This is a genomic window from Marinomonas sp. S3726 (genome assembly GCF_000967665.1).
Classification (GTDB): Bacteria; Pseudomonadota; Gammaproteobacteria; order Pseudomonadales; family Marinomonadaceae; genus Marinomonas.
The window spans coordinates 79,678-96,234 of sequence record NZ_JXYC01000009.1 but is presented as its reverse complement, the minus strand read 5'-3'; the positions used below and the strand labels follow the sequence as shown (position 1 = coordinate 96,234).

Sequence of the window (16,557 nt, the reverse complement as noted above, 5' to 3'; positions counted from 1 at the left end):
GAAGGCTTTTTAGCTTTCGTATTGTTCTGACTTAGGGGTATTAAAATGGCTGGCGACCTTTATTCGATTGGCTTATCTGGTGTGTTGGCAAGCTCTGCCCAGATTGTGACAACCGGTCAAAACACTGCCAACGTCAATACAGAAGGTTATAACCGACAAACCACGAGTTTATCGACTCAGCAAAATGGTGGTGTTGAAGTTGGTTCGACTAAGCGAGTTGTTGACGAATTTGTTAATACCCAGTTAAGAAGCGATACCTCAAACTACAATTATTTCGATAGCTATTATCAGCAAGGTGCAATTGCTGATGAGATCTTTTCTGATAAAGCGACCTCTCTTAATACCTATTTAAACAATGCATTTGACTCTTTGCAGTCAGTTAATAGTGACCCTACCAATACGGGTACTCGAAAAATTGCTTATACAGATTTGAAGAACCTTGTTAGCCACTTCAATGAGCTGGCAAGCTTTTCTCAAGATCAAACGTCATTGGTGAACGAGCAGCTTACCTCGAATATCGATATTATTAATGAATATGCTAATCAGATTGCTGACCTTAATGGCAAGATCCTTGTACAAGAAACGGTTGGTGGATCTAAAGCAAATGAACTTAGGGATACTCAAGAAGATATCGCTCGTCAAATTAGTGAATATCTCGATATTAAAATTAGTTTTGATGAAAATGATTTGATGGAGTTGCAGCTTGGAGGCGGGCAGCCTTTGGTGCTGCAAACCAGTGTCAATAAACTTAGCCTCTCTCCAAGTGAGTATGATTCTACTACTTATGAATTAGTTTTGGACTTTGAGGATTATGAGTTAGGGATAGATACAACCGATTTAGGCGGCTCAATTGGTGGCTTGATGAATTACCGCGCTGACTTTCTTGAAGAGTTAGATAGGCAGTTAGGTCAGCAGGCGATTGTTATTTCTGACAGTGTTAATCAGCAAAACCGTTTAGGCCTAGATGCTAATGGTGATTATGGTAAGCGCATATTTGATCTTGCTGATATTACTGTCAGCCAAAGTGGAAAGAACTCAAGTTTGATTCATGAAGTTGATGTTAGGGTTGAAGAAGGTAAAGCATCAGAGCTTTCAACGGATACTTATGAACTTATCATGACATCAAATAATGCTTTTGAATTAAGAAGCTTTGGTGTCTCTGGTGAATCGACTGCGCCAGCAAGGTTTTTCGATTTAGATCAAATGGAAAAGACACCTGACGGGTATTTTTCGATTCCTGGAATAGGGATAGAGTTAAAATTAGAAGAAGATGTCAAAGTAGGTTTCAGGCCTGGTGATACCTTTCAGTTTGCACCAACAAGCTTAGCTGCCGCTAATATCTCTTTGGCATCAACTAGTGGTGATGATTTGGCAATGAATGCGCCGATACAGGTAGAGAGAAGTGCTGATAACTTATCTGATGCCAAAATTTCTATTTCGTCTGTATCTAATACAGATGCCGATACCTCTGCTTTTAGTGCTGATGGTGATTTGTATCGGTTTGCACCACAAGGCATTCGATTTACCAGTGAAACCAGCTTTGATGTCTTGGATCAGGATGGTCTGATTCTAGCTCAGGTTGCAGATGCTAAAAACTATACAGACTTGTTAGCTCAGGCCGGATTAGATGAGTCGGGCTATGATGTCTCCTTATCTAGTAAGCCTACCGCGGGTGATGTCTTTAATATCTCTTTCAACCAATCTGGTCGACATGATAACTATAATGGGCGCGCCATAGCTGACTTACAAAATAAAGCCCTGGTTGGTGGTAGCCAAAGTTTTGCCGATGCCTACACTTCAACCGTGGCAAGGGTAGGTAATTTAACCAATACAGCTAAGACAAATATGGAATCAAGTGAAGTCATGATGGAGCAAAGTATCGCACGTCGTGACGAAGTCTCTGCCGTAAGTTTAGATGAGGAGGCAGTGAACTTGATTCGTTATCAAAACTCATATGCAGCTTCTTCTCAGGTAATCTCGGCGGCTGAAAAAAGTTTCCAAACCCTTTTAAATTCGATTAGGTAATTGATATGCGAGTTTCAAATAATTTTATCTATAACCAATCGTTAACTGACTTAACTAAGTCGAATGAAAGGTATTTGCAGACCCAAAGACGTATTTCTGAAAATACCGACATTATGACGGCCAGTGATGACCCTGTGGGTGCTGCTCAAGTCATGCGCTATGAAGCAGTGAACTTATTATTGGATCAGTACTCTGAAAATGCCGTAATGGCAAAAAACAGCCTTGAATATGAAGAGGTTGTACTGGACGGTCTGACTGACCTCTTTAACCGTGCCAATATACTTTTGATTCAAGCTGAGAATGGCGCATACGGGGATCAAGATTTAGGTGCGATTTCTGAAGAGTTACAAATGCTGACTTTAGCCGCAGCAGATTTAATGAACTCAACAGATTCAGATGGCAATCATATCTTTTCAGGGCATGAATCAACACGTTCTGCTTTTGAGTTAAAGCCAGATGGTCGCTATGAATTTGAAGGTGATGAAGGCCGTAAAAAATTACAGATCTCAGATAATGTGACAGTGACTGGGGCTGATTCAGGTAAAACCGTTTTCGAAGATGTTTGGACGCGAAATAATTTTACTTATACCCAATTAGCGGGTGAAACGAGTGTAAGAACAGAGATAAAAGATCAAAGTGTTTACGATGATTTTTTGCAAAAAAATTACAGTGCGATTGACGCAACGCAAAATGTTTTTGTCTTCGCTACTGTGCCAGGCGCTGGAGCAGGTATTGGGGATACATTCACTCTAACTAACTCTGTTGGTGAGGTTGTTGCCAGTGGTGCATTTGAATCTGGGCGCCCTATTAATGTATTTGGAATGGAGCTAACTCTAGAGGGTGCAGCTGGTACAACTGGGGTGGTGACTTTTGATAAGCCTGAGCGTGACAATATACTTAATGAGATGAATAAAACACTTAAGGTTTTATTGGACCCAGATACAGATTTTTATCAAAGAAAAAGTGCTTTACGTGATGCAACAGTAAGTCTGCGAAATACTATGAACTCTGTAGATACTGCGCGCTCTGAGGTTGGTGCTAACTTAAACACCATTGCCCAAGTCGGCTCCTACGGGGAAATGAAGTCAATTTCTAATCGTGTTGCCCAAGATGAGATTGCTGGTTTAGATATTGCGGAAGCTGCATCTGAGCTGGCACAAGAAGAGGCTGCCATAAGCTCTTCTCAGAAACTCTTTAACCGATTATCTAACTTATCTTTGTTTGACACCATGTAAGAAAGAAATAGTGCCTTATGAAAAAATTTGATGTTGAACGCTTATTTGGCGTAGATATTAGCTTTAGCTACTTTGATATCGATAAAATTATCGAGGTGTTAGGGCTTAAAACGGAAGTAAGTTATTCATCAAAAGTTAAGAAAATTGCTAAACAACAAGGGAGTAAACATAGGATCGTTGCCATTGTTAAGAGGCAGATGGTTCTCGATTTTGTTAAGCCGGCTCTTGCTTCCGGACTGCTTCCTTATGATCCCTACTTTTACGATAAGAATATTATCGCTAATCCAAAAGATCGACTCTATGACGCCCAGGAAAGGTTGTTGGAAGTCTGCTTATCTGTTGCTGTTGGCAAATCTGTAAAAAGTTTACGTAAGCTTGATGGTCGTTATGACTCTCGCGATGTTAGAACCCGCTATGAAAAAGGTCAAAGCGCCTTTAAATACTTCCGTAATATTCTTAATGACTATACCCGAGACTATATTTTAGATTTTAAAGAGGGGCGCTTGGGGGAGAATGGCGAAGAGTCTGAGGCAGCTAAGCCAATCAAAGAAACAGAAAGTGATATGCCTGCTTATAATGAAGAGGCTGTCGTCTCTGAAAAGAAACCAGAAGCTACCTTGTCGTTAAGACAAAGATCGCTTATGGCAAGGGCTGTTAAAAAGACTAAGACTGTGAGTGTGGCGGATGAGATTAAAGATGCCTTGCCTTTATATGAGGAGGCTATGGCAATCGTATTATCTCAAGAGGCGCCATTCAAACAAGGAAAAGCCTTTGATGAGAAGGTTTTAGTTGAGTTAATCGATAAGCTAATTGCTTCTTACGATAGAAATCCGAGCGCACTCTTGTGTGTGAGGTTTGTGCGTTCACCTGATACTTACCTGGTGAAGCACCTAATAGGGTGTTGTATTCTGGCAATACACTTTGCTAAAAGTTTAAAGATGTCTGATGCCTATGTTAAAGCCATTGCGCTTGGCGGTTTGTTATTTGATTATGGTCGCTTTAAATTGCCAGAGCCTATGGTGAATAAGGCGGGTAAGCTTTCTGAGTCAGAGTTTGAGATGTTTAAAAAGCATATCAGCTTTGGCTTACGGGCAGTTAAGGCGTCAGATTGGTTAGTGAAAATAGTTTATCAAATGCTTGAAGATCATCATGAAAAAATTGATGGTACTGGTTACCCTGAGGGCAAAATTGGTGAGGAAATCTCTGTCTATGGCAAAATGGCCGCCATTATCGATGCCTATGATGCGATGACATCGACCCAGTCCCATAAAAGCCCTATGAGTCCAGCGCAAGCTTGCAAAAGAATCACGGATGAAGCGGGTCTAGCCTTTGATGCTGATTTAACTAAGCGCTTTGTTCAATGCGTTGGTCGTATTCCAATTGGTACCTGTGTTGAATTGTCGAACGGACGAATTGGTTTTGTTTTGACGTTGAATAAGGCGTTAACACCAAAACTGGTTAGACAAATCTATTTGGCTAAACAAAAAACAAGTATGGCACCTCAAGATATTGATTTAGAAGTCACGGCAGGTGATGTATCTATTAAAAGAATTGTTGATGCGCAATTAATTAATATAAAAATGGAAGATTATCTATTTGTATAATCTTCTCTAATTCTCTAATTCTCTAATTCTCTAATTCTCTAATTCTCTAATTCTTTTCTTTTTTATTTAAATGAGTGGTTGTTAATATAATGTTTGATTCTTGCTTTTTATAAGTTTGAGTCGTGATGCAAAAAAATAAATTGATTATAAGTAATTGATTTTATTTGATTTGATTGTTTTTATTGAAAATATTTAATAAAAAATTAAAGGTTTTCTATATTCGATCGATAAGTTATATCCTCAAAATAAATTAAAAGATCAAAATAAAAAAAGTTATAAAAAAAATTAAAGTAAGTTTTCATGTCGTCGATAACTATTGTATCAAGCAAACAACCAAATAATTAAATAACACTAATGGTTGTTGAGTGAAAATCTTGTTTTAGGAGAGAAAACAATGGCACTTTATGTAAATACTAATACAACGTCATTATACGCTCAGCGTCAATTAGGTAATTCTGGTGACGTGTTAGATAAATCTTTCGAGCGTTTGGCTTCTGGTCAACGAATTAACAGCGCAGCAGATGATGCAGCGGGTCTTCAAATCTCGAACCGTTTGACATCTCAGACAAATGGTCTAAACCAGGCGATGCGAAATGCAAACGATGGTATTTCCCTAGCGCAAACTGCTGAAGGTGCGATGGACGAAACAACTAACATGTTGCAACGTATGCGTACTCTCGCTATCCAATCTGCCAACGGTTCCAATACAGATGATGACCGTTTGGCTATTCAGCAAGAGATTGCTCAGCTAGCAACAGAGATTGACCGTGTTGCTGATACGACTACCTTCGGTGGACAAAACTTGCTTGATGGAACATATGCATCGGGTAGTTTCCAAGTAGGTGCTGATGCAAGTCAGACAATTAGTTTCTCTCTTGCAAGTGGTGGTACTAACAATAGTGTTGATATTTCTGCTGCAGGTGGTTTTAACGTACAGGGTTTATCGACTGCTGCTGGTACAACCATTATTACTTCATTAACAGCATCTGTGTCTTCTGTTGCGAATGCGCAAAGTATGATTGAAATGCTGGGTAGCATGATTGCTGCGGTTGATACTAAGCGTGCGGAGCTTGGTGCGGTACAAAACCGATTCTCTTCTACCATTAGTAACTTGGGTAACATCAAAGAGAATGTTGAAGGCGCACGTTCACGAATTCGTGATGCGGACTTCGCGGAAGAAACTGCGACCATGACAAGTAATCAAATTCTGCAACAAGCTAGTACAACTATCTTGTCGCAAGCAAACCAAAGACCACAATCAGCGATGTCCCTACTAGGGGGTTAATAAATCGCGGTCACAAGATCACGTTTAAAATTTAGTTAGGCTGCTCTGCGAAGGGCTTATCAACTAGAGGTTAATTGGTGAAGGTTGATAAGTAAGCGAAATTGCTTTTAGCTTTTTGGCGAAAGTTAAAGGGATTTACTAAAGGCTTCTTTTGAAGAAGTGATTGGCAAGCCATTAGTTTTCTAATGGCATAAAAAAAGCGGCTGATCAGGCCGCTCTACGAAGGACTTTCAAATGCCGGAGGCAAGAGGTTTGGCGATGGCACTTGAAAATTTCGCTTCTCTCTCCTAGAAGTGATTTCAGCCAAACATTCGAAGTGTTTGGCTTTTTTTTTGTGAGATTGGCAGTCCCACAACATATCTATAGCAATACCTGTGCCAACCTTTCTGTTCGATTAATAAAGTATAAAAAAGCACCAGATTTGAAAAAAATGGACAAATCCTCCTATATAAAAAATATTTTCTTTATTTTTTATCATTAAAAATCTATCTAACTTGTTGAAATAACAAGTGAATAAGGATTTTTATTGCCGCTTTCTATGCCTTTTTTTTCCGCCTTAAGGAAAAAAGTATCTTTTTTATCTAAAGCTTTTGTTTTTTGGGCCGAAAACAAATTTAAGAGGTTTTACGATTATTGGAATCGTGTTTGGCGACACGCATTCAATATCGGAAAAAAGCGTTTACCTGGCAGGTAAACAATTAGGCGAAACTAGGAGGCTATAATGTCTGTATATGTAAATACAAATACGACTTCTTTGTATGCTCAGCGTCAGTTATCCACTTCAGGTAATAACTTGGATACAACTTTTGAACGTTTAGCATCTGGTAAGCGTATCAATAGTGCGGCAGACGATGCTGCTGGCTTGCAAATCTCTAACCGTTTGACTTCTCAGACAAATGGTTTGAACCAATCTATTCGAAATGCTAACGATGGTATTTCTTTGGCGCAAACTGCTGAAGGCGCGATGGACGAAACAACAAACATGTTGCAACGTATGCGTACCTTGGCAATTCAGTCAGCAAACGGTTCTAACACCGATGATGACCGATTAGCGCTACAACAAGAGATCTCTGCACTAACAACTGAGATTGACCGTGTTGCTTCTGATACTACCTTCGGTGGTCAGAACTTACTTGACGGTTCTTATTCATCAGGTGTTTTCCAGGTTGGTGCTGATTCACAGCAAACAATCAGTTTCTCCCTAGCTACTGCTGGTGTAAGCAACAGTGTTGATGTTTCTGGTCTTGGTGGATTTAGTGTACAAGGTCTTTCATCTGCAGCGGGTACAACCGTTGTTACTTCTGCTACTGCATCTATTTCATCTGTTGCCAATGCGCAAAGTATGATTGAAATGCTAGGTAGTATGATTGCTGCTGTCGATACTAAGCGTGCGGAGCTTGGTGCGGTTCAAAACCGTTTCAGTTCTACTATTAGTAACTTGGGTAACATCAAAGAGAATGTTGAAGGCGCGAAATCACGTATTGCTGATGCCGACTTCGCTAAAGAAACTGCTGAATTGACAAGTAATCAAATTTTGCAACAAGCAAGTACGACTATTCTGTCTCAAGCAAACCAAAGACCGCAAACTGCATTATCGCTTTTAGGCTAATTCAGTGCGTGATAAAAGCTGGGGGCTACCTCAGCTTTTTGGGTTTTGGAGGGTGCTATCATGGCAATAGGTTCGAGTGATTTATTAAAAAGCTCAATGGATCTTGGTGTTGGCCAACAGCTTCAACACTCGAGGACAGAGAGTTTTGCGCAAGAAAAAACGCGAGAAACGAAAACTGTAACATCTCTTCGTGAAGGCCAGAACGTTCAAGCTGATGCTAGATACATGCAAAGGGACGTAAACGAAAAAAAGGAAAAAGTAGACTTTCAGCAGCTAATGGACTCAACTAAGAGTATGGCGCAGTTAAATATTAAGCTTTCTTTTGATGTTTCAAGTGCAAACAAAGATAATGTTGTTAAAGTGCTTGATCAAGAAACGGGAGAGGTCGTCAGACAAATACCGACAGAAGAGTTTGTTGAAATGTCTGAACGTATTCAAGCGTTATTAAGTGAATTGGGTGATATCAAAGGCGCGTTAGTGAATCGAGAGGTTTAGCAACTTTGACTTAAATTTAGGGGCAGTATATGAGTGTGGGAGCCTTAGGAACAGGTTCTGGTATGGATTTGGAATCTCTTGTGAGTGGCTTAGTTAGTTCTCAAAGAGATTCTAAAATTGCAGCTTATGAGCAAAAAATATCAGATTTGTCGGTTGAGCTTTCTGCTGTTGGTTCAGCGGAGTCAGTGGCGTTTTCCTTTCATGAAGCCGTTAAAAAAGTTAATGACCCTCGTTTATTTAATAGCCGTATTGCCGATATTGAGCAACCAAGTACGGGCGATGCTGTTGCAATAGAAGCAAGTGGTCGAGCTCGAAATGGTCAATACAATGTTGGTGTAAATCAGGTCGCATCCGGAAGTCGGATGGAGTTGTTACCTAATGTGTTTGAATCTCCCGATGAAGTTTTAACTGCATTAGGTGGTACTATGACATTTGCTGCAGGTAATGAGTCTTTTACCATCAACCTAGAAGGTGGTACGACACTGGCAGAATTGTCAGGCATCATTGCTCAAGCTGAAAAGAACTTTGGTGTTTCCGCTAGTATTATTGATACTGGTGAGGGTGATGTTCGCCTTATTATCGAATCTGATAAGACGGGGGATGGTAACGACCTTACTATTTCAAGTTACGAAAAAACTTTAGTCGATATCATGGGGACAGATACCCGCTATGATTTCGCGACACTTCCGCAAAAATACACAGACTTGCTTAAATCAACTAAGAATAATTTAAGCATGGTTCCTGATAACCTTATTTCAACTCAGTTCTCTCAAAACGGCATCATTAATGTTGATGGTGTTGAAATACAGGGTGAAAACAATACTTTTGATAAAGCCGTTCAAGGCCTAGAAATTGAAGCCTTGAATAAAACAGAGGGGCAGGTCGCAGCATCTATCTCGACCGACTCTGAAACCATCAAAGAATCGATTAGAACCTTAACCGATTCCTATAATAAGATGGTATCCACCTTTAATGATCTTACGCAAATGGGCGGAACATTACAGGGGAATAGTCTACTCCGAAATCTTGAGTCTTCTTTAGTTACTACCTTAGGTAGAACTTTTGAAGGTGATGGTGAATTTAGAACTATGTTCGATTTAGGCCTAGAAGTTGAAAGAAATGGCTTAATTAAAGTCGATAGTTATAAATTAGATAACGCAATTAGTTCAGGTTTTAGAAATTTTGCCGATATGTTTACTGGAGAGCGTGGAATTGCAAAAGCTTTTGATGAGCTGATGCAACCTTATATGGGCGCAAGTGGACTATTTCGCAGTACTGAAGACTCTATCCAGTCTCAAATTACCTCTAATGATGAATCTAGAGAGGCATTTGATCTTAGGATGGAGCAATATGAAAAAACATTGCGTAAACAATATTCTTCACTTGATAGCTCGATCGCTGAAATGAATGCCAGTGGCGCCTACTTACGTAGTCAGCTGGCGGGATTAGAATAGAAGACTAGAAGAATTGGAGTTAATGTATGTACGTAAACAAGGGTATTCAGGCTTATAAAAAAGATTCTTTAAAGTCTGACCTTGCCGGAGCCGACCCGCACCGTATTATACAGCTGTTGATGCAGGGGGCGCTTGAAAGGCTTGCCCTTGCTAAAGGTTGTATTGAAAGACGCGACTTGGAAGGAAAGGCAAACGTATTAACTCGCGCGATTGAAATTATTAACGCCCTCAAAGACTCTCTTGATCGCTCATATAACCCTGAGCTTGCAGATAACCTTGATTCCCTCTATGACTACATGACATTCAGAATTACTGAAGCAAGCTCTAAGCTTGATAACAGTATTATTGATGAAGTTATGGGTTTGATGCTTCAAATTAAAGGTGCTTGGGATCAAATCTCAGAATTAGATAAGCAAGAAGCTTATATGGAAAAAGAGAATGAGCGATTAGGTAACGGTTAAACTATGGAATACCATCAAGCATTAGAGGATATTACCCTACAAATCAATGCTGCTATCGAGCAGTCTGATATTCCTTTAGTGCTTTCTCTATGCCAACAAGGCGTAAAGCTAGTTAAAGATAATGAACCTGCGAAACCAGAAGACCTGGATGTATTAAACGCATTTCAACAAAGTCATACCAAGGCTCAATTACTTGTTACTAAAGCACGTGACAAGCTTAAAGGTGCCCTTAGCAAATCCAAACACGCTCGAAAAAGTATCAAACAATACAAAGGAATCTCCTCAAATGTCTAATGATATCAATGACTCTATAGCCTCTGTTGAAGCAAGACTTAAACAGAAACAAGAGAGATTGGAATCACTTAGACAAAAGGATGCTATTTTTACCGAGAAATTTCAGAAAAATATGCAGGCTTTAGAAGAAATGATGCCTCATATTTTTGAAAGTTTTCAGTCATTTAGACCGCAAAACCAAGAAATATTCTTGGATGAGTTTGGTGATCTAAATATCGATCTGGCGCCAGATAATCCTTTGTATCAAGGTCCCGTAAAAAGTAAAGCAGCAGCAAAAATTGACAAGGTGATAAACGAGCCAAATAAAACGGCGTTAGATATCACTCGTACTAAAGATCATCCATCTCGACATGTTTATTTTAATAACCTTATCCAAGATGTGATAGATCAAGGTGCAGAGGGACTAACGCCTCTGACAGAAATACCCGATTTTGCTGGATCAGTATTTTTTTTCGGCATAGAACTTGGTTATCAGTTAGAGGCATTTCTAGCCCGTAAAGAAGTTAAACACCTTTACCTTTATGAAGCTAACCCAGATTTATTTTATTACTCTCTGTTTGCCATAGATTGGCGTCCAATTCTTGAAAAATTCAATCAAGATGGCAAAACCATTCACATTATTATTGGTTTGAGTCCTAAAGAGCTAAGTCAAAAATATGCTTTACAGCTAACCGAAAATGGCTTTTTTATGGCAGGTATGACGTATTTGCATGTGGCCTATCTTAGCCCTGAAATACAGGCTGCACTGGATTACTTTGTAAAACATTATAGTACTCAAATAATGGGATGGGGTTTTTTTGATGACGCTTTAATGGGGGTAGCACACGGATTGAAGTCTCTACCTAAATCTAAGCTAGCGAGAGTGACGCGAAATGACGCGGGTGCTCCCAACTCTTTACCTAACTGGATGAAAGATATTCCTGTCTTTATTTTAGGTAACGGACCTTCCTTAGATAATTCGATTGAGCTAATCAAAGAAGTTAAAGATAAAGCCCTATTTATTTGTTGTGGTACGACGATCAACACTTTAAGCCGACTAGGTATTAAGCCTGATATGCATGTTGATGTTGAGCGTATGATTCATACCGCCCAAAAGTTTGAGTTCTTAGAGGCTGACTATCTTGAAGATATTTTGGCTTTAAGTGTTGATGTTATGCACCCTGACTTCTTCAAGTATTTTAAACGTAGCGGCATGGGGATGAAGCCGGGTGAAGCAATTACGTCCCTTATTCTGTCTAAAGCAAGAGCGGCGGGTGATAGTACTGAATATGTACAAATGAATCACTCAGGCCCTATCGTTGCTAACTTAGCTTTATCCTTTGTGCATTTATTTGGCTTTAAAAACGTCTACTTTGCTGGCGTTGATAACGGCTTTAAAGATATGACTGTGCACCACTCCAAGCACAGTGGTTATTATGGTAAAGACGGTAAAGAAACAGGTTTTCAGACTTTTGTTGAAGAAAAACTGGTTGTTAGGCCAGGTAACTTTGGTGGTGAAGTTCATACCACAAGTATTATGGACTCATCTCGTGTGCAACTTGAGTTAATGCTTAAACAACTACATAAAGAAAGAAGCTTTTCATGTTTTAATTTGTCTGATGGCGCCAAAATTGAGGGCAGTATTCCTGTTCAGCCTGAAGATGCCATGATATTTGATCCAGATATTAATAAACAAAAAGTGATTGAGGTTTTATACGAAACTTTCTTTGATAATGCACCTGAGCAAGTGATGTCCATGGATACCAAGGAGCTTATCTCTCAAACAGCGTTTGATGAAGTGGTTGAATTCTTGCAACAAGGCTGGGATGACAAAATTCAAACCCGAGAAGATGTCACTAACTTGTTATGGCATCAATATAGAACCTTATTCTTATTAAAGACCACAATACATACTCATCTATATGATATTTTTGCTGGCTCTTTTACCTATTCTGCTTTCGCCATTATTAAATCGGTTTATGCTTACCGTGAAGAGCATGAAGCCGTATTACACGCTAAAAAAATCTTTAATATATGGTGTGATTTTTTACAAGAAATGCCAATTATGGCAGACGATGTGAGCCAGTTTGTTGATGGTGGCTCGGATAAAATGCGTTTGTTATACAATGGCTAATTAACTTATTTAAGGTTGATTCAATGCCGCAATCCCCTTTTATTATTGCTGAGTTATCAGGCAATCATAATCAAGACTTTTCTTTGGCTAAAGCCATGATAGAAGCCGCTGCTAAAACCGGTGTCGATGCAATAAAGCTACAAACCTACACTGCAGACTCCATGACGTTAGATGTAAGAAATGAAGAGTTTATGGTATCTGCTCAGGGGAGTTTGTGGGAAGGTGACAATTTATATGACCTTTATGCAAAAGCCTCTACTCCTTATGAGTGGCATAAACCTTTATTTGATTATGCTAAATCACTCGGTCTTATCGCTTTTAGTTCACCCTTTGATATTGCAGCAGTCAACTTCTTAGAAGAGCTTGATGTGCCATTATATAAAATTGCTTCGTTTGAATTAACTGATTTGCCTCTAATATCAGCTGTCGCAAAAACGGGTAAGCCGATGATTATGTCTACCGGTATGGCAACCAAAGCTGAAATTGAAGAAGCGGTGAGCCTTGTTAGATCAATCAGTGATAATGACATCACCTTGCTCAAATGTACCAGTACTTATCCTGCGAAAATTGAAGATTCTAATTTAGCAACACTTGCAGATTTAGCCAAAACATTTGATTGTCAGGTCGGTTTATCTGATCACACTCAAGGTTTTGCTGCAGCAGTTGCTGCTACGGCGTTAGGTGCCAGTGTTATAGAAAAACACTTTGTCTTGGATCGAAGTGCAGGTGGGGTTGATGCTGCTTTCTCCATGGAGCCGGATGAATTAGCTCAATTAGTCTCTGCCTGTCGACAGGCGAAAGCTGCGCTTGGTGAAGTGACTTATGGTGGTACCAAAGCAGAACAAGATTATAGAAAATATCGTCGCTCAATTTATATCTCAAAAGATAGTAAGAAAGGCGATAAATTGTCTGACTCTAATATGCAAATTATCAGGCCTTCACTAGGACTTGCGCCAAAGCATTGGCCTGATGTCTTGGGTAAAACCTTGAACGTTGATGTGAAAAAAGGGGAAGCACTGGATTTTTCCATGTTAGAAGAGCAAATTCTTTAGTGCTAAATGTGGCCAATATACAACTACTTATCCGAGCGGATGCTTCTCAAGAAATCGGTATGGGGCACAGAGTAAGGTGTCAAATTTTGGCAGACTTATTTTGCGAGAAAGGTTGGCAAGTATCTTTTGTTTGTCATGTTAGTTGTTGTCAAATGAGTACTGATGAGGATATTTTTATTAGTCATGAGGACGCTTTTTTAGAGATGGCTGCACAGGCAGACCTCGTCATACTGGATCACTATCAATATGATTCAAAGATGATTGAGGCTTTGTATAAAGCCCAGCCTAAGCTCTTTTTGATCGATGATATGAATGATAGGGGGGCTTTATATTGTCGTTGGCTGCTAAACCCTATCTCTTTGGATTACCAAGTTAATCTTGCTAACTTAAAACGAAGCTATCAGGAAGCACCAGACCTGTTTCTTGGTTTAGATTATGCTTTGTTAAGACCCCAATTTAGGCGCAAACCACATGGTTCCTCTGATAAACTATTTATCACTTTAGGAGGAACAGACTCTCTTTCTTTAACTCTGCCTATCCTTACATGTTTAAACTCATTAGGTTTTCGTTCTGAAAATATGATGGTTATGCTTGGTCAGAATGCAAAGGGAGCAGATCAAGTCATTGCTTTTTGTCAGCAGCATAATATTGAGTATCAACAGAGTGTAAGAGATGTTGCTGGGTTGATGAGTCAAGCTAAAATGGCTATTTCAGCAGGTGGAAGCACCTTGTTTGAGCTAGCTGCCATGGGTGTACCAAGTAGTTTTTTACAGGTAGCGGATAATCAAACCGAGCTGCTAAAAGAGCATGAAAGCTATGGGTGGTGCAGAGTGTATCGAATGCATGATAAAGGAAAAGATGTTAGGGCACTGATGGTGGCCAAGATATGCGAGCAAATCATGGTGGATTGGGATGACACTGATTATCTCAGTCAGTGTCAATCTCGTATTCCTCACTCACAGCACTCAGGGTTAGATCAGATACTCGAAAAAATAGAATCGACATTTTAGATAGTTAATCGGAATGCAATTCTAATAATTGCTTTAGCACTTCGAAGTCTTCTGCTGTATCTAAATCTTGTACTAAACATCGAGGGAGCATAACTGGCTTTGACTCAGGACCAAAAAACTCTGGGCCTTCTACTAAGTCTTTCGCTCTAGCCCAATAGAATTGTCCTGCATCATGAATAGCTTCAATAAGATCTTGAGACCTATGCTGTATAAACTCAGGGTACATAGGAGCAACATGTCCTGAACTGGTTTGCTTTAGCGCCCTTTGTACCGGAAAAGCAAAACTGGTGGCAGCAAAGCTAAATTTAGCTTGAGTTAACTTCTCATAGCCTTGAATTAAGTACTCAGGCTTTAGCAGAGGGCAGGTAGCATAAATCATGCAGGCTTTATCAACCTTTTCTCCTGAAGATACTAACCAGCTGACGGCATGCTGAAAGACAGCTGTCGTCGTACTGTAATGATCAGAGAGCTCTGCCGGTCTAGTAAAAGGGGTTTCTGCGCCAAATAACCTAGCCACTGAAGCAATTTCCTCGCAATCCGTCGAGACAATAATGCGATCAAACAGCTTTGTTTTCATTGCCGTTTCAATGGAATAGGCAATGAGTGGCTTGCCATGTAGTTCAATAATGTTTTTTTTGGATAGACGTTGTGAACCGCCTCTAGCAGGGATAATGGCAACGTTAATCATATTGCCCCCTTAGACTCACTATCTACCTGCTCTAAAATTTGCTCAAGTATCTGAGTGATATGAGTTTGTTGGTGCAAGGTTAGATCTGAATACATAGGTAAAGAGATACTGCTTTGATAATAACTTTCAGCAATGGGGAAGTCTCCCCATTTAAAGCCAAGGGCTTGATAATAGGGCTGAGTATGAATAGGGATATAGTGTGTTTGGACTCCAATTCCTAATCGCCTTAAAGTGGAAAAAATCCACTTTTTATAAGGAACAAGTCGTTTTGAGAGACGAATAGGGTATAAGTGAACAGATGAATAAGAGTTGTCAAAAATATGAGGAAGGTGAATGTCTAAGTCTTTTAAGAGATAGTTATACTGCTCAAATAGTTGGTGTCTCTTTTTAACAAATGAGGTGACTTTCTCTAGTTGGGATAACCCCAGCGCAGCTTGTAATTCAGTCATTCTGTAATTAAAACCGAGTGCTTGTTGCTCGTAATACCACTCACCTTGCTCTTGATCTATGAGATCCTCGGTTGCTCTTTCTATTGCATGACATGCAAATGAACGCATTGCTTTATCTAACTCAGGGCGGTTAGTCAGCGCTAAGCCACCTTCTCCAGACGTGATGATTTTCACTGGGTGGAAGCTAAAAATACAGATATCAGAGAATTCACAAGACCCAATTAGTTGATCTTGGTATTGAGCGCCAACGGCATGTGAGGCATCTTCGATGATAGCAAAATCATAAATCTTAGATAGTTCAAATATTCTTGCCATATCGCAGGGTTGGCCTGCAAAATGCACAGGAATGACGACCTTGGGAAGTTTGCCATCTATTTTGGCTTTGATTAACTTTTGTTCTAACTTAACAGGGCATAGGTTGTAGCTAGTTTCATCAATATCGACAAAATCTACATCAGCACCACAAAAGCGTGCGCAGTTTGCAGAAGCAATAAAAGAGTTTGGCGAAGTCCAGACTATATCACCGCTTGTGACTTTTAAGGCTAGACAAGCAACATGTAGTGCGGCCGTGGCGTTACAAACAGCAAGGCTAAATTTAGCGCCTGTGTACTCACAAAAAGACTCTTCAAAGCGCTTGATGACAGGCCCTTGAGTTAAAAAATCCGATTTCAAAACGCCTATGACTGCTTCAATATCCTTGTCATCGATACTTTGCTTACCATAAGGTATGAACTCATTATTTTGATCATTAAAATGATGCTTTTTGGCCATTTTATTACTGCT

General features: G+C 39.7%; 14 protein-coding genes. 12 read left to right on the top strand and 2 right to left on the bottom strand.

Annotated features, from left to right (window positions below; genetic code table 11):
• Nucleotides 1–45: 45 nt before the first annotated feature.
• The 12 genes from flgK (at nt 46) to pseG (ending at nt 14,637) form a co-directional block, all read left to right on the top strand.
• Nucleotides 46–2,025, top strand: a complete 1,980-nt coding sequence (gene flgK / locus TW85_RS07945) for a flagellar hook-associated protein FlgK (RefSeq protein WP_046016584.1) — start codon at nt 46–48, stop codon at nt 2,023–2,025.
• Nucleotides 2,026–2,030: 5 nt separating this feature from the next.
• Entirely contained in the window at nt 2,031–3,260 is a 1,230-nt protein-coding gene (gene flgL / locus TW85_RS07940) for a flagellar hook-associated protein FlgL (RefSeq protein ID WP_046016583.1), read from the top strand.
• Nucleotides 3,261–3,277: 17 nt separating this feature from the next.
• Nucleotides 3,278–4,864: an HD domain-containing phosphohydrolase gene (locus TW85_RS07935; RefSeq protein ID WP_046016582.1), complete on the top strand. Its 1,587-nt coding sequence runs from the start codon at nt 3,278–3,280 to the stop codon at nt 4,862–4,864.
• Nucleotides 4,865–5,258: 394 nt separating this feature from the next.
• Nucleotides 5,259–6,149, top strand: a complete 891-nt coding sequence (locus TW85_RS07930; protein ID WP_046016581.1) for a flagellin — start codon at nt 5,259–5,261, stop codon at nt 6,147–6,149.
• A gap of 721 nt (nt 6,150–6,870) precedes the next feature.
• Nucleotides 6,871–7,758, top strand: a complete 888-nt coding sequence (locus tag TW85_RS07925; RefSeq protein WP_046016580.1) for a flagellin — start codon at nt 6,871–6,873, stop codon at nt 7,756–7,758.
• Nucleotides 7,759–7,818: 60 nt separating this feature from the next.
• Nucleotides 7,819–8,253 (top strand): flagellar protein FlaG, encoded by a 435-nt coding sequence (locus TW85_RS07920; RefSeq protein ID WP_046016579.1) that lies wholly within the window; start codon nt 7,819–7,821, stop codon nt 8,251–8,253.
• A gap of 29 nt (nt 8,254–8,282) precedes the next feature.
• Entirely contained in the window at nt 8,283–9,707 is a 1,425-nt protein-coding gene (fliD, locus tag TW85_RS07915; RefSeq protein ID WP_046016578.1) for a flagellar filament capping protein FliD, read from the top strand.
• Between the two features lie 26 nt (nt 9,708–9,733).
• Complete coding sequence (gene fliS, locus TW85_RS07910; RefSeq protein ID WP_046016577.1) at nt 9,734–10,168, top strand: flagellar export chaperone FliS; 435 nt, start codon at nt 9,734–9,736, stop codon at nt 10,166–10,168.
• A gap of 3 nt (nt 10,169–10,171) precedes the next feature.
• A complete protein-coding gene (locus tag TW85_RS07905) occupies nt 10,172–10,462 on the top strand; it encodes a hypothetical protein (RefSeq protein WP_046016576.1) in 291 nt (96 codons plus the stop codon).
• Nucleotides 10,455–12,575, top strand: coding sequence for a 6-hydroxymethylpterin diphosphokinase MptE-like protein (locus TW85_RS07900; protein WP_046016575.1), 2,121 nt, complete (start codon nt 10,455–10,457; stop codon nt 12,573–12,575). Before TW85_RS07905 ends, TW85_RS07900 begins: the two co-directional genes overlap by 8 nt.
• Before the next feature lie 23 nt (nt 12,576–12,598).
• Nucleotides 12,599–13,627: a pseudaminic acid synthase gene (gene pseI, locus TW85_RS07895; protein ID WP_046016574.1), complete on the top strand. Its 1,029-nt coding sequence runs from the start codon at nt 12,599–12,601 to the stop codon at nt 13,625–13,627.
• 8 nt (nt 13,628–13,635) lie between these two features.
• Nucleotides 13,636–14,637, top strand: a complete 1,002-nt coding sequence (gene pseG, locus TW85_RS07890) for a UDP-2,4-diacetamido-2,4,6-trideoxy-beta-L-altropyranose hydrolase (protein ID WP_157196907.1) — start codon at nt 13,636–13,638, stop codon at nt 14,635–14,637.
• Nucleotides 14,638–14,641: 4 nt separating this feature from the next.
• Here pseG and pseF read toward each other — a convergent pair whose 3' ends face one another.
• Both pseF and pseC read right to left on the bottom strand, forming a co-directional pair.
• Entirely contained in the window at nt 14,642–15,325 is a 684-nt protein-coding gene (pseF, locus tag TW85_RS07885; RefSeq protein WP_046016573.1) for a pseudaminic acid cytidylyltransferase, read from the bottom strand.
• On the bottom strand, nt 15,322–16,545 hold the full coding sequence (gene pseC / locus TW85_RS07880) for a UDP-4-amino-4,6-dideoxy-N-acetyl-beta-L-altrosamine transaminase (RefSeq protein ID WP_046016572.1): 1,224 nt from the start codon (nt 16,543–16,545) through the stop codon (nt 15,322–15,324). Before pseC ends, pseF begins: the two co-directional genes overlap by 4 nt.
• Nucleotides 16,546–16,557: the final 12 nt, after the last annotated feature.

Coding starts and splice junctions, on each gene's coding strand:
- flgK (WP_046016584.1), top strand. CDS start 46: ATGGCTGGCGACCTTTATTCGATTGGCTTATCTGGTGTGTTGGCAAGC.
- flgL (WP_046016583.1), top strand. CDS start 2,031: ATGCGAGTTTCAAATAATTTTATCTATAACCAATCGTTAACTGACTTA.
- TW85_RS07935 (WP_046016582.1), top strand. CDS start 3,278: ATGAAAAAATTTGATGTTGAACGCTTATTTGGCGTAGATATTAGCTTT.
- TW85_RS07930 (WP_046016581.1), top strand. CDS start 5,259: ATGGCACTTTATGTAAATACTAATACAACGTCATTATACGCTCAGCGT.
- TW85_RS07925 (WP_046016580.1), top strand. CDS start 6,871: ATGTCTGTATATGTAAATACAAATACGACTTCTTTGTATGCTCAGCGT.
- TW85_RS07920 (WP_046016579.1), top strand. CDS start 7,819: ATGGCAATAGGTTCGAGTGATTTATTAAAAAGCTCAATGGATCTTGGT.
- fliD (WP_046016578.1), top strand. CDS start 8,283: ATGAGTGTGGGAGCCTTAGGAACAGGTTCTGGTATGGATTTGGAATCT.
- fliS (WP_046016577.1), top strand. CDS start 9,734: ATGTACGTAAACAAGGGTATTCAGGCTTATAAAAAAGATTCTTTAAAG.
- TW85_RS07905 (WP_046016576.1), top strand. CDS start 10,172: ATGGAATACCATCAAGCATTAGAGGATATTACCCTACAAATCAATGCT.
- TW85_RS07900 (WP_046016575.1), top strand. CDS start 10,455: ATGTCTAATGATATCAATGACTCTATAGCCTCTGTTGAAGCAAGACTT.
- pseI (WP_046016574.1), top strand. CDS start 12,599: ATGCCGCAATCCCCTTTTATTATTGCTGAGTTATCAGGCAATCATAAT.
- pseF (WP_046016573.1), bottom strand. CDS start 15,325: ATGATTAACGTTGCCATTATCCCTGCTAGAGGCGGTTCACAACGTCTA.
- pseC (WP_046016572.1), bottom strand. CDS start 16,545: ATGGCCAAAAAGCATCATTTTAATGATCAAAATAATGAGTTCATACCT.